Annotated in this window: 9 protein-coding genes, 16 tRNA genes and 2 rRNA genes (1 of these 27 cut by a window edge); 26 read left to right on the top strand and 1 reads right to left on the bottom strand. The window is 39.1% G+C overall.

Annotated features, from left to right (window positions below; translation table 11 throughout):
* The 22 genes from MKZ18_RS02720 to MKZ18_RS02825 form a co-directional block, all read left to right on the top strand.
* Nucleotides 1–259, top strand: a 23S ribosomal RNA gene (locus MKZ18_RS02720); it begins 2,676 nt to the left of the window's first position.
* A 142-nt stretch (nt 260–401) separates the two neighbouring features.
* Nucleotides 402–517, top strand: a 5S ribosomal RNA gene (gene rrf, locus MKZ18_RS02725).
* Nucleotides 518–527: 10 nt separating this feature from the next.
* Nucleotides 528–602: transfer RNA gene (locus MKZ18_RS02730), tRNA-Asn, on the top strand.
* Between the two features lie 3 nt (nt 603–605).
* Nucleotides 606–697 (top strand) — tRNA-Ser (locus MKZ18_RS02735).
* Nucleotides 698–711: 14 nt separating this feature from the next.
* Nucleotides 712–786: transfer RNA gene (locus MKZ18_RS02740), tRNA-Glu, on the top strand.
* A gap of 18 nt (nt 787–804) precedes the next feature.
* A tRNA-Val gene (locus tag MKZ18_RS02745) sits at nt 805–880 on the top strand.
* A 16-nt stretch (nt 881–896) separates the two neighbouring features.
* Nucleotides 897–973 (top strand) — tRNA-Met (locus MKZ18_RS02750).
* 4 nt (nt 974–977) lie between these two features.
* Nucleotides 978–1,053 (top strand) — tRNA-Asp (locus tag MKZ18_RS02755).
* A gap of 9 nt (nt 1,054–1,062) precedes the next feature.
* Nucleotides 1,063–1,138: transfer RNA gene (locus MKZ18_RS02760), tRNA-Phe, on the top strand.
* Between the two features lie 14 nt (nt 1,139–1,152).
* Nucleotides 1,153–1,228, top strand: a tRNA-Thr gene (locus MKZ18_RS02765).
* A gap of 9 nt (nt 1,229–1,237) precedes the next feature.
* Nucleotides 1,238–1,321: transfer RNA gene (locus tag MKZ18_RS02770), tRNA-Tyr, on the top strand.
* 6 nt (nt 1,322–1,327) lie between these two features.
* Nucleotides 1,328–1,401: transfer RNA gene (locus tag MKZ18_RS02775), tRNA-Trp, on the top strand.
* Nucleotides 1,402–1,410: 9 nt separating this feature from the next.
* Nucleotides 1,411–1,486: transfer RNA gene (locus MKZ18_RS02780), tRNA-His, on the top strand.
* Nucleotides 1,487–1,493: 7 nt separating this feature from the next.
* A tRNA-Gln gene (locus MKZ18_RS02785) sits at nt 1,494–1,568 on the top strand.
* Between the two features lie 8 nt (nt 1,569–1,576).
* Nucleotides 1,577–1,651, top strand: a tRNA-Gly gene (locus MKZ18_RS02790).
* Nucleotides 1,652–1,666: 15 nt separating this feature from the next.
* Nucleotides 1,667–1,740 (top strand) — tRNA-Cys (locus MKZ18_RS02795).
* An 18-nt stretch (nt 1,741–1,758) separates the two neighbouring features.
* Nucleotides 1,759–1,847, top strand: a tRNA-Leu gene (locus MKZ18_RS02800).
* 134 nt (nt 1,848–1,981) lie between these two features.
* Nucleotides 1,982–2,067, top strand: a tRNA-Leu gene (locus MKZ18_RS02805).
* A 128-nt stretch (nt 2,068–2,195) separates the two neighbouring features.
* On the top strand, nt 2,196–3,170 hold the full coding sequence (locus MKZ18_RS02810) for a tyrosine-type recombinase/integrase (RefSeq protein ID WP_061786572.1): 975 nt from the start codon (nt 2,196–2,198) through the stop codon (nt 3,168–3,170).
* A 130-nt stretch (nt 3,171–3,300) separates the two neighbouring features.
* Entirely contained in the window at nt 3,301–4,641 is a 1,341-nt protein-coding gene (locus tag MKZ18_RS02815) for a hypothetical protein (protein ID WP_061786573.1), read from the top strand.
* Between the two features lie 942 nt (nt 4,642–5,583).
* Nucleotides 5,584–6,387, top strand: coding sequence for an abortive infection family protein (locus MKZ18_RS02820; protein WP_061786574.1), 804 nt, complete (start codon nt 5,584–5,586; stop codon nt 6,385–6,387).
* 17 nt (nt 6,388–6,404) lie between these two features.
* Nucleotides 6,405–7,127, top strand: a complete 723-nt coding sequence (locus tag MKZ18_RS02825; protein ID WP_061786575.1) for an HNH endonuclease — start codon at nt 6,405–6,407, stop codon at nt 7,125–7,127.
* A gap of 40 nt (nt 7,128–7,167) precedes the next feature.
* Here the strand turns inward: MKZ18_RS02825 and MKZ18_RS02830 are convergent, their stop codons facing one another.
* A complete protein-coding gene (locus MKZ18_RS02830; RefSeq protein WP_253346622.1) occupies nt 7,168–8,091 on the bottom strand; it encodes a DUF5655 domain-containing protein in 924 nt (307 codons plus the stop codon).
* 465 nt (nt 8,092–8,556) lie between these two features.
* Here MKZ18_RS02830 and MKZ18_RS02835 point away from each other — a divergent pair.
* From MKZ18_RS02835 to MKZ18_RS02850, 4 genes are all read left to right on the top strand, one after another.
* Nucleotides 8,557–9,677, top strand: a protein-coding gene (locus MKZ18_RS02835; protein WP_340842940.1) for an IS3 family transposase whose coding sequence is annotated in 2 segments (ribosomal slippage) — nt 8,557–8,806 and nt 8,806–9,677 — 1,122 coding nt in all. Because the reading frame shifts where the segments join, the coding sequence is not laid out codon by codon here.
* 47 nt (nt 9,678–9,724) lie between these two features.
* Nucleotides 9,725–10,144, top strand: a complete 420-nt coding sequence (locus MKZ18_RS02840; protein WP_224427545.1) for a hypothetical protein — start codon at nt 9,725–9,727, stop codon at nt 10,142–10,144.
* A 2-nt stretch (nt 10,145–10,146) separates the two neighbouring features.
* The gene (gene istB, locus MKZ18_RS02845) at nt 10,147–10,911 is read left to right on the top strand and encodes an IS21-like element helper ATPase IstB (protein ID WP_025909801.1); all 765 of its coding nucleotides are present in this window, start codon (nt 10,147–10,149) and stop codon (nt 10,909–10,911) included.
* Between the two features lie 518 nt (nt 10,912–11,429).
* A complete protein-coding gene (locus MKZ18_RS02850) occupies nt 11,430–11,876 on the top strand; it encodes a Panacea domain-containing protein (protein WP_082802723.1) in 447 nt (148 codons plus the stop codon).
* The last annotated feature ends 23 nt before the right edge of the window (nt 11,877–11,899 follow it).

Here is an 11,899-nt window from a genome sequence, read left to right on the forward strand (position 1 = left end):
AGGAGCTGTCCTTAGTACGAGAGGACCGGGATGGACACACCGCTGGTGTACCAGTTGTCTTGCCAAAGGCATCGCTGGGTAGCTATGTGTGGACGGGATAAGTGCTGAAAGCATCTAAGCATGAAGCCCCCCTCAAGATGAGATTTCCCATAGCGCAAGCTAGTAAGATCCCTGAAAGATGATCAGGTTGATAGGTCAGAGGTGGAAGCACGGCGACGTGTGTAGCTGACTGATACTAATCGATCGAGGACTTAACCAAATTAGAAAAAGCGAAGGCGACTAATTAGGAGCCATAGCTAGACAGTAAACTTAGTACTCAGCAAAATGTTATCTAGTTTTGAGAGAATAAAAACTTAAAAAGAGTCTTGATTTCTTTCAAAAATGTTGTATAATGTAATATGTCTGGTGACGATAGCAGAGAGGTCACACCCGTTCCCATGCCGAACACGGAAGTTAAGTTCTCTAGCGCCGATGGTAGTTGGGACTTTGTCCCTGTGAGAGTAGGACGTTGCCAGGCTTTATAAGATTCCACAGTAGCTCAGTGGTAGAGCAATCGGCTGTTAACCGATCGGTCGTAGGTTCGAGTCCTACCTGTGGAGCCATTTGGAGAGCTGTCCGAGTGGCCGAAGGAGCACGATTGGAAATCGTGTAGGCGGTTAACGCTGTCTCAAGGGTTCAAATCCCTTGCTCTCCGCCATTTATTTCTTAAATGGCCCGTTGGTCAAGTGGTTAAGACACCGCCCTTTCACGGCGGTAACACGGGTTCGAATCCCGTACGGGTCACCATAATTCTTATACATAGTTGGAGGATTAGCTCAGCTGGGAGAGCACCTGCCTTACAAGCAGGGGGTCGGCGGTTCGATCCCGTCATCCTCCACCATTTATATTCTTATCATCGCGGGGTGGAGCAGTCTGGTAGCTCGTCGGGCTCATAACCCGAAGGTCGCAGGTTCAAATCCTGTCCCCGCAACCAAAGTGGTCCCGTGGTGTAGCGGTTAACATGCCTGCCTGTCACGCAGGAGATCGCGGGTTCGATTCCCGTCGGGACCGCCATTATAAGAAGGCTCGGTAGCTCAGTTGGTAGAGCAAAGGACTGAAAATCCTTGTGTCGGCGGTTCGATTCCGTCCCGAGCCACCATCTTATGAAAACACGCCGGTGTAGCTCAACTGGTAGAGCAACTGACTTGTAATCAGTAGGTTGGGGGTTCAAGTCCTCTTGCCGGCACCATGTTTTTCTGGAGGGGTAGCGAAGTGGCTAAACGCGGCGGACTGTAAATCCGCTCCTTCGGGTTCGGCAGTTCGAATCTGCCCCCCTCCACCATCTTATAGGGGTATAGTTTAAAGGTAGAACTACGGTCTCCAAAACCGTCAGTGTGGGTTCGATTCCTACTACCCCTGCCAATTAACACGGCGATTGTGGCGAAGTGGTTAACGCATCGGATTGTGGTTCCGACATTCGTGGGTTCGATTCCCATCAGTCGCCCCATTTTTATTGGGCTATAGCCAAGCGGTAAGGCAACGGACTTTGACTCCGTCATGCGTTGGTTCGAATCCAGCTAGCCCAGCCATACAATATGCGGAAGTAGTTCAGTGGTAGAACACCACCTTGCCAAGGTGGGGGTCGCGAGTTCGAACCTCGTCTTCCGCTCCATATTTTGAATAAAGTGGCGGCATAGCCAAGTGGTAAGGCAGAGGTCTGCAAAACCTTTATCACCGGTTCAAATCCGGTTGCCGCCTCCATTATTCACAATAAGTCCTGCCGGGGTGGTGGAATTGGCAGACACACAGGACTTAAAATCCTGCGGTAGGTGACTACCGTGCCGGTTCAAGTCCGGCCCTCGGCACCATTTATATTATTTCTGCCTTTTTTATTTTGCCAGTGTGGCGGAATTGGCAGACGCGCACGACTCAAAATCGTACAGTAAGCCTTATTACGTTAACATTTCGGCAAAACCAACGTAGCACCATTTCCTTAAAATGTGCCGAAGTGGTGGAATGGCAGACACGACGGACTCAAAATCCGTTGCCTTCGCGGGCGTGTGGGTTCGAGTCCCACCTTCGGTACCAACCTTACATACATAACGTTTACCTTAACGGGTAGGCGTTTTTTTGCGTTATATACACACGATTTATTACCGTATGAAACGTGTGCCTACTAGCTACCGAATATCGTACGCATAGGAGGAAATAATATTATGGCTAGCAAAAGACGTAGTAACGCATTAAGTATGGATGAATTAAAGGTTACGGGTGCAAACATTACCGTTAACCTAACATTAGAAGAAGCTATTGGGGCGTTTATAGACGATTGCCATTTACGTAATTTAAGACCCCAAACGGTTAAATACTATAACAACGAATTTAATGCGTTTAAAGGCACGCTACGTGCGTTAGGTGTGGAGATAAACTTTATTAATAATCTAACCGCCGAAATAATTAAAACGGTAATAAGGCATATGCAAGCAAGCGACATTAAGCCCGTTACAATTAACACAAGGTTAACGGCTTTAAAAGCGTTTTGTAACTATCTAGAAAAGAACGATTATATTAAAGCTAATCCAATGAAGAGCGTATCCATGCTAAGGGAACACGCCGAAGTAATTGAAGTGTTAACGGAAGAAGAGTTGGCAAAGTTGCTACAAGCACCCGATCTCACTACTTTTACGGGCTACCGTGACTACTGTATATTAAGCCTATTTATCGAATGTGGGCTACGTGTTAGCGAGCTGATAGGTATTGCCGTAGAAGATATTAATTTGCATAACGGTACAATAGTTATCAAGCACGCCAAAACGTTCCAACGCACTTTACCAATACAAAGCCGTATGCGTGAAATATTGCAACGGTATATAGCCATTAGGGGCGAAGTAAACTGCAAAGAACTGTTTATTACAGTAGACGAAAAACCATTAAGCCGTAGGCAAGTGCAAAATAGGCTAGCCACTTACGGTAAAAAGATAGGTAAGAACGTAAGCCCACACTTAATACGACATAGTTTCGCCCGTTTATGTGTAATACAAGGCATGGACGCATTTACCTTAATGGCGTTGTTGGGGCATACAGATATTACGATAACAAAACGTTACGTACATTTATTTAGCGAAGATGTACAAGAGGTACACAAGCAAATGTCACCACTTAATAAGGTAACGGGCAGAAAAAGAATATAGAACGAAATTAGCTTGCCTTACGGCAGGCTTTTTTTTTATTTGAATAAAAGGGTAGCTGTGATTGAAGAAGGTTCTGATTATTGTTAGAATTTGTAATATAAATAGGGAATTTGTCTAAGGGGGAATAGTGGTGGCTAAAAAGAAAACCAAAAAGAAGACTAGAATTAAAGATAATTATAGTTATAAAGAAATGGACATGACCTTTGGTGGTGCTAAAGATATGCAAACAATGTATAAATTAGCGAAACTCACGGGTTACAGTGACCCTAATCTTGATGATGCTTTTAAGAAATTTGAAGATATAAATAAGCAATACAGTGCAATAAAGAACGTTCCTGACCGCTTTAATCATTTCTTTGCACAAAAAGGTTGGATAGCTTTTGAAACACTTAGTTTTGATTTAATGGAAAAGTGCGTAAAGCTAGCCGAAGCAGGTAAACCAAAGGAAGCCGAAGATGCATTAATCGAATATTTTACCGATAGGGATAGAATCTCTTTCCTTGTTACACGGCTGAACAACGTACAAGAGTTTAGACCACGTAGAACCTTAATGTTAAACGCTTTGGAGGATCATTTTAGCGGAAGGTATCACGCAAGCGTACCGTTATTTTTAATGCTTATAGATGGCTTCGTAAATGACGTTGAACAAATTGGTTTCTTTGCCGATAAAGTTAAACTTGATGTTTGGGATACGATTGCAGCTCATAGTAGCGGTTTAAGTGCAATACAAAAAATACTAAATAAAAGTCGTAGGAAAACTACCGAAGATGAAATTACTTTACCGTACAGAAACGGTATTTTACACGGTAGAGATTTAGGCTATGCCAACGTTAATGTATCTGCAAAAGCATTGTCTACGTTACTAGCGTTAAGGGATTGGGCAGACGCAATTAAGAAAGGTAAAAAGGGCGTTAATAAAGAATTTGTACCGCCAACACTCGAAGAATCAGCCGAACAGATTGCAAGTAGTTTAGAAGGTTTAGCGGAAAACCAACGCCAAAGCGAGTATTTAAATAACGTATGGAAACGCAGGGATATAACGGTTGGCGAAGATATGCCAGCTAAAGGTGAGCTAAGTGAATACGAAGAGGAAACGCCAGAAAAAGCAGTCATGCAACTATTGGAATATATAACCGCTAGGAACTACGGTAAATTGGCGATGATGCTTGAGTTCAATAGGAAATACGAAACCGTTGGTAAATTAGCAGGTAAGTTACGTGAAGTGTTTGAAGGTAAAAAGCTAGTAGATTACAAGTTAGTAAATGTTTACGATAATGCTTCTGCAATTAGCGAAGTTGAAACGGAACTAATATTTGAACGTGAAGAAGATGGCAAGCAAGTTACGGATAATCGTACGTTTAGGCTTATGTACCAGGACGAAGAAGGTAATCCTATTCCCCGTGGTTATAAGAAGGCAGAATGGAAGTTTATGTTTGATTTCCGCAATATTGAATACATTGATTTCCGCTAATTTTCGGGGGAAAGATAGTAAGCGTGTAAAGCACTTTATTTCCGTATAATTCTGCTAAAATAACGTTGTATTGTACGGATAGCACAATACGGCAAATACATTGGAAACGTAATGACATCAACGGATGTAACCGCATTGGTATTCGGTAAAATAAACGCCTATTGTGTACGTAATAATAGTAAACTTATGCGGTATTGAAGTTAACAAATAACGTATTGTTTACGTACGGGTAACGTTTGTAATTACGCTTAATTACTAGCCAAACGCCTTCGGCACGCAAGGGTTACGCCAAACTTAGGGGGTATCTTATCTACTACCGTATAAACATACCGTTATATGTACGCCCTATGCACGCCTACTACACGCCGTACTATATACAATATCTACCCGTTATATATGTAACTGTCCACGCTTTTAAACGTTGGTATAACGCCCATGTATAAATAACTGTATAAACGGTATTAACTACGGTACACTACAAACGTTATTGTAGCAGGATTTAACGTAAGTATACGTAGGCAAACGACAATCAATCGTACGCACTAGATGGCGTATTCAATATACATTAAATTGCATGACAAACGTAAGCAGAAGGCAACGCTTATACGGCGAGTATGCAACGGTAGGCAAAGGTATCTTCTACGGCAAAGAGGGGCGGGGGTATCTCGTCTGCGGATAGCGTGCCTAGCCCGTAAAATTTGCTTACAAGATTTTTAAAAAGCGGAGGGTTAGACGTAGTGCCATACGTTACTGCTTCGCCATCAACCCGTAACCTTACTTTACCTATATTAGCGGAATGCTTTCCGTTAGTTTAAACTAGACGGTATCATTATTACGTATGCTTTAAAGTTGTTTTAACCGTTAACTAATCTATCTCCCCAACGCTTAAAAGCGATGATATAATATTTTTAAAGGATAATATTGTAAAAGGGGGAGCGGTATTTGAACGCAATAGAAATACTAGAAAAGACGAAGAGTAATTTATCCGATGCAATAAACGAGTATTTTGATAGCAGAAACGGCGATCCATTTGCGGATTGGTCGGTACCCGATGCATTATACCAAGAGAGTCGTTCGATTATCAAAGCAATCGCCAAAGAACGAAAACTAACGATACCTAGCTTTATACCGACAAGCCGTACTATTGACGAAGCAGTTTCCGATTTAACTGCAGATATAGGCGAGTATGATAACCAATACACGCTAAGGAATATTGTTAGGGCTAGCTTTAACGAATACATAGACATCCTCGAAGAAGAACAGTTAGACGTTAAAATTATTCACGTTGAAAGCGAAGTGCCCGACCGTTTAACATTTGCCCATATAAAGGAAGATTTAACAAAGTGCGATAAAAGGTTCGCTGATGGGGATTACTCGGGAGCCATTACAAGTGCCCGTTCGTTAGTAGAGGGCGTTTGTAACGAAATAATTGTTAACATTACGGGGGAAAGTTTAAAAGATAAACTTGATTTACCTGCGTTATTTAAGAGAGTGCGGAAGGAATTAAACTTAAATACCGAAAACCCTAATTTAGAGAAACCTTTAAAGCAGGTATTAAGCGGGTTAATTAACATTGTAAACGGCTTAGCTGAAATAAGAAACGAGAACGGGGACGCCCATCACCGTAGATATGAGGTAAATAAGCACCATGCGTTAATGGTAATAAACTCTGCTAAAACCGTTGTAACGTTCTTATTTAATACATACGAATACCAACTTGATAAAGGTACGCTAGTTAAGGCGTAAATGTTACGGAGGTTTTTATGGCTAAATTAGACCAACGAAGAATTAACTTTGTAAAAAGTTTACCAATTAGGGTAAGAGCAGAGGTTTTATACCATTTTTTAAAAGAGGGAATAAGTAACCGTAAAATCGAGCAAATAATAGACGCTCTTAATGAAGAGGATGGTTGGCAGGCGTGGTCTGTTATTCATTTTTTCGGGTTTGACGGTAATAGCAAAGCTAGATACCCTAAATTAACGTTAAAGAAGATTGAAGAAAGTTTAATGAACGTTAACGTTGAAGATTTAGAAGAATTTCATTTAGCTAATCATGATGACGGTGAGATTTCCCGTAAAATTACTTTTACTGAAAATGACGGAAAGGACGTACTCCGTACGATTAAAGCCCGTCAAGGTCAATACAAGTTACGTAAGGCACTACTGCAAAATTACCGTTCAAAGTGTGCCCTATGCAGTATTAACGATCCTAAGTTACTTATTACTAGCCATATTAAAACGTGGTCAAAATCATCTACTGAAGAAAGGGTAAATCCATCGAATAGCATACTTTTATGTAAATTGCATGATGGTCTTTTTGAATACGGATATATTAGCTTAACTGACGATTATATAATACTTTATTCGCCTAATTTTAATTTTGAAGGTCAAGGGATTGCAACAAACATCACTTTTTCAAAGCCTTTAAGCGATTATCCTTCTCCATTATTTTTAAAAGAACATAGATTGAAACACGGTTATGAATAAAACAAAAAACGGGCTTGCGTAAATGCTTGCCCGTTATTCATTAACTAACATCATAAGCCATGTTAATAAGCCGTTTAGCCCTTTCAATATCCTCACCGTTAGAAATCGTAACCTCTAAATCACCCGTACCATAATGCCCTATATTTGTAACATCACGGGTAAATCCTGGCTCTAACGTAATACTATCGGGCTTAACCTTCAGATATAACAGTATTTTTGCCGTTTGTGGGTGGATCTCCACGCAAGCAAAGTTTTTTATACGTTTAAACGCTATGTAGTGTTTAAGTATTTTCGTTTGAACATCGTCACCTAACGCAATCATATACGCTTTAAGTGTTTCGTATCTATCTGTAAGTTCCGTGTTAGCTTGCTCCAAATAATCTGATACTGTTTTTACCCGTGTATTACGGTTTGTAGCCGTAGTAGCTGGCGTATCATCTTCAATATGTACGGTTTGTGCAGTTGTAGCGTTAACTAAATCTAATAATAATAGACCGTCCGTATAATGCTTATATTGGTATAACTCGATATTACGGTTAATTTGTTGTACGGCGTGTTCGTCATACTTAGTAAAACCGCCTGCAATACAAAGTAAACGAGGACTACTCCAGTCAATAGCGTCTGAAACGGTTGCACCGTATTTACGCATAACCATTAGTTCAAATTCCGCTTTATGATCGAGCAACCAATCTAGGTAAAATAAACCTTGATTTATTACATTCTCGTTAACAGACCGCTTATATTCGATAATAACGGGTGAATTGTTTTCATCAATGCCTAACGTATCAATTCTGCCTGCATGGCGTTTACCCGTACTATGTTCGGAAGCTAAGAACCGTACGCCTAAAAAGGTTTCTAGATGGCGTTCTAATATGTGTTGTAACGATTTTTCAACCGCAACTGACTGTCCTTCTAACTCGTCAACGGAATCCCCGTTTAGTCTAAATAGTTTAATATCGCCCAATTTACGTTCCCTCCCTACGGTAATATAATTATATCATTTCTATTCAGTAAAATCTTCCTAATAATATTAATCGTTAGCTGTCACTTACGACGTTGCGTTGAGTCACGTTTTAACTGCGTGAAAGGGGTAATGTACTACGTAGCCTTATACGGGCGTTGTCAAAGCCGACAAGTAGCCGATATTTATTTAACGGTAAACGTGCGAAACCTACCCCCGTAATTGTATAACAAGTGGGGATACGCCGTTATTGTTGTGTTAGCCAAAACACTTCCTCCACTCCCTATTGTAAACGGCGTGTCCTACGTTTTATTCCAGCCCTCTAACGTTATACCCTCTATCGTTTAGCTACCGTTTGACAGACCGCAAATGTCGGCGTGACAAGGTTGGATCGGCTACACTTAGTTAGACAGAAATTTTAAGGTCAAGTAGAATTAACTATACTAATCAGTTATGAGGAGAATCTACATGACAAAAAAAGTACGTCGAACGTTTACCGAAGAATTTAAGCAACAGATCGTGCAGCTATATCAGAATGGAAAGCCTCGTAAAGACATCATTCGAGAATATGAGTTAACACCATCTTCGCTTGATAAGTGGATTAATCAAAGTAAGTCCTCTGGTTCCTTCAAAGAAAAGGATAACCTCAGCCCCGAACAGAAAGAGCTGCAGGAACTTAGGAAACGTAATAAGCAATTAGAGATGGAGAATGATATTTTAAAGCAAGCCGCGCTGATACTAGGACGAAAGTAAATGTGATTAAGAACAACCAGCATAAATACTCGATATCAGCAATGTGTAAGGTCCTACAACTCCCTAGAAGTACGTATTATTATGAAGCAAAAGAACGAAAGAATGAAGATGATATAACTTCAGACATCATAGAAATTTTCCATCAAAGCCGCCAAAATTATGGTGCGAGAAAGATAAAGCATGAGCTAAAGAAAAGAGGGAAATTGGTTTCTCGTCGTCGAATCGGCAGAATTATGAACGAACAAGGACTTGTTTCAGCTTATACTGTAGCTCAATTTAAACCCCATAAGGATAAACCAAATAAAAGTGATCAAGCGAATGAATTAAATCGTGAATTTACACAAGAGGAAGAATTGACTGTCGTGGTCAGCGACCTAACTTATGTAAGAGTCAACAGAAAATGGTATTACATATGTGGATTTGTTGATCTCTTTAATCGGGAGATCGTTGGATTTAGTACAGGTGAGAACAAAGATACTCTACTAGTTTATCGAGCTCTATCGTCAATAAAAGGTAATTTACATACGGTTCAAATGTTCCATACTGACCGAGGAAGAGAATATAAGAACCAAGTCATTGATGAGGCCCTAGAAACGTTTAACATCAAGCGATCTCTAAGTTTGAAAGGCTGTCCGTATGATAATGCAGTAGCAGAAGCAACATTCAAAATCATCAAAACAGAGTTCGTAAAGAAACGTCATTTTGATAGCTTAGAAGAGTTACAAAGAGAGTTTACAGATTATGTGCACTGGTTTAACCATCTACGCATCCACGGTACTTTAGATTATTTAAGTCCAGTGGAATACAAATTTACGCACCTTAAGAAAACTGTCTAGTTTAGTGTTGACAATCCACAAAACATTCAATTCCCGAAGGGAAAGGGATGTTAATAAAAGATAAAAAACATAGTAGGGATCGTACAAAAGGTGTTGGAGCATTCATTAATACAGTGGCTGAGAGATTTGAAGATAAAGAACTAGCCTTTAAATATTTAGAGAAGGTTAGGGAAAAAAATCCTCGTTACATTAAAGACCAGTTGCAAATCATCTTGCGCGAAACAAAAGGTATCGATAACGAAGTACTGACTAAAGCGTTAGCAGAGTGTTTAAAAAGGAAATTATACAGTGCAACTGATTTTGGCGATATCATTGCATATGTGAAACGTCAGCGCCAGGTACATGAAACAGTTATTGATAAAAAGAAAGAAGTTAAGACTTTGAACAGGCTATCAGAATGGGTTTTAGAAACAGAAGCATACAAAAGAAAAGTAGATACTTACACGGTTTTAATGGAGGTTGAATAGCGATGAGCCAAATCCAACAATTACAAGACATAATGAAAGGGTTAAGACTCGTTGAAACTGCCAAGCATCTCCCCCATTTGATCAGAGAAGCTGAGCAAAAAGACCTTTCATTTACTCAATTCCTGTTAGATGTCACTTCTTATGAGCAAACTCGAAGAGAAGAAAAGCAACTAAACAACCGATTAAAGTGGGCAACTTTTCCTTTCAGCAAAACACTTGAGGAGTTTAATTTAAAAGAACAAAAGTCTTTAAGCAACAAACAACTAAATAGATTAAAAGATTTAACTTGGATAGAACAGCTGTACAATTTGATTTTATTAGGGCCACCAGGTGTAGGTAAAACTCACCTGGCCGTAGGCCTAGGAATAGAGGCTATTAACCAAGGGTATAAAGCGATATTCACATCAATGGGAGATTTAATTCATAACCTGAAAACAGAAGAAATCACACGAAAGTCAAAAGCAAGAATGAAAAGAATTAGAGAGGCTGATTTAGTCATAATAGATGACTTAATGTTTATGGCAATGGATCAACAAGAAGCTAATATGTTCTTTCATTTAATTAATGACTTGTATAATCAGTCTTCCATTATCTTGACCTCTAATAAGGCACCAAAAGAATGGGGAGAATTATTGGGTGATCAAGCTATAACAACAGCAATTCTAGATAGGATTCTTCACCGAGTAGAAATCATTCATTTAAATGAAGATAGTTATCGTATGAAGCATCGTTCTACCATATTTGGGGAACAAAGTGTTTCAAAATAACGAGCAAAAATTGTTTCATTCTACTTGACGGTCACAACCCTGTTCTTTTCGTATTATTCACTCTGGAAAATAATATTGTAGAATTATCGTACAAAAGTTATATTATTTATATGAAAAATAAAGGTATTAAAGCTAAAAATAAAAATTTAGTTTTAGCTGCTGAGGAAGCATTACTAATTCAGGCACAAGCAAAATTATAGTGAATAAGATATTATAAAAATAAGCTTAAAATTTATTTTTAAGCTGTAAACTCAATAATTTCTGTGTAGCCTGTCAATAATATAGGAATCATCAATAATTTCTGTTCTAAATTCCTTATTTTTATAGTATTAAGGAAGTATAAGGAGAAAATCCTTTTAAATTATTATACAAAATTATCTAATCTTAGTTATAATAAGAAATGTTGACTGTTTTAATTTTTTAATTTTTGATTATTATGCAGGATTTTTCTTGTTTTTTGTCGAAAAAGTACAATATTAAAACATTGTTTCCTTCAAAACTAAAGGAGGGATGTATGTATGATGGATGTTCGTCAAGTGGCTCTATACTTTAGAAACAAGAGTTTGGCAGGTCGGAATTTCTCTATTACACATTTGAAATTACAAAAGCTTGTATATTATGCTCAGGCGTGGAGTATGGCTATACATGGTCGTCCGGTATTTAATAGTGAATTAGAAGCATGGTTACATGGACCAGTGTCTCGTGAGTTGTATCGTGAATATCGTGATTACGGTTCTCGAGAAATTCCTCCCGTGGACAAAATTAATTTTCAAATTAATCCGGAAGATTTAGAAGTATTAGAAGGTGTATGGAAACTATATGGAGAGTATGATGGCAAGTATTTAGAAACACTTACACATAAAGAATCACCATGGTTAAATGCTTGGAGTAAAGGAATGAATGAAATTATCCAAATAGAAGATATGCAAGAATATTATGGTGGACTATTGCAAGGCGCTAATTAAATTGCGCCTTATTTTTTTGGGGG

This window comes from Priestia sp. FSL W8-0001, from assembly GCF_038050335.1.
Lineage (GTDB): Bacteria > Bacillota > Bacilli > Bacillales > Bacillaceae_H > Priestia > Priestia flexa.

What these genes read in the sequence shown, in the direction of transcription:
- MKZ18_RS02810 (WP_061786572.1), top strand. Translation starts at nt 2,196, where the DNA reads ATGGCTAGCAAAAGACGTAGTAACGCATTAAGTATGGATGAATTAAAG.
- MKZ18_RS02825 (WP_061786575.1), top strand. Translation starts at nt 6,405, where the DNA reads ATGGCTAAATTAGACCAACGAAGAATTAACTTTGTAAAAAGTTTACCA.
- MKZ18_RS02840 (WP_224427545.1), top strand. Translation starts at nt 9,725, where the DNA reads ATGTTAATAAAAGATAAAAAACATAGTAGGGATCGTACAAAAGGTGTT.
- istB (WP_025909801.1), top strand. Translation starts at nt 10,147, where the DNA reads ATGAGCCAAATCCAACAATTACAAGACATAATGAAAGGGTTAAGACTC.
- MKZ18_RS02850 (WP_082802723.1), top strand. Translation starts at nt 11,430, where the DNA reads ATGATGGATGTTCGTCAAGTGGCTCTATACTTTAGAAACAAGAGTTTG.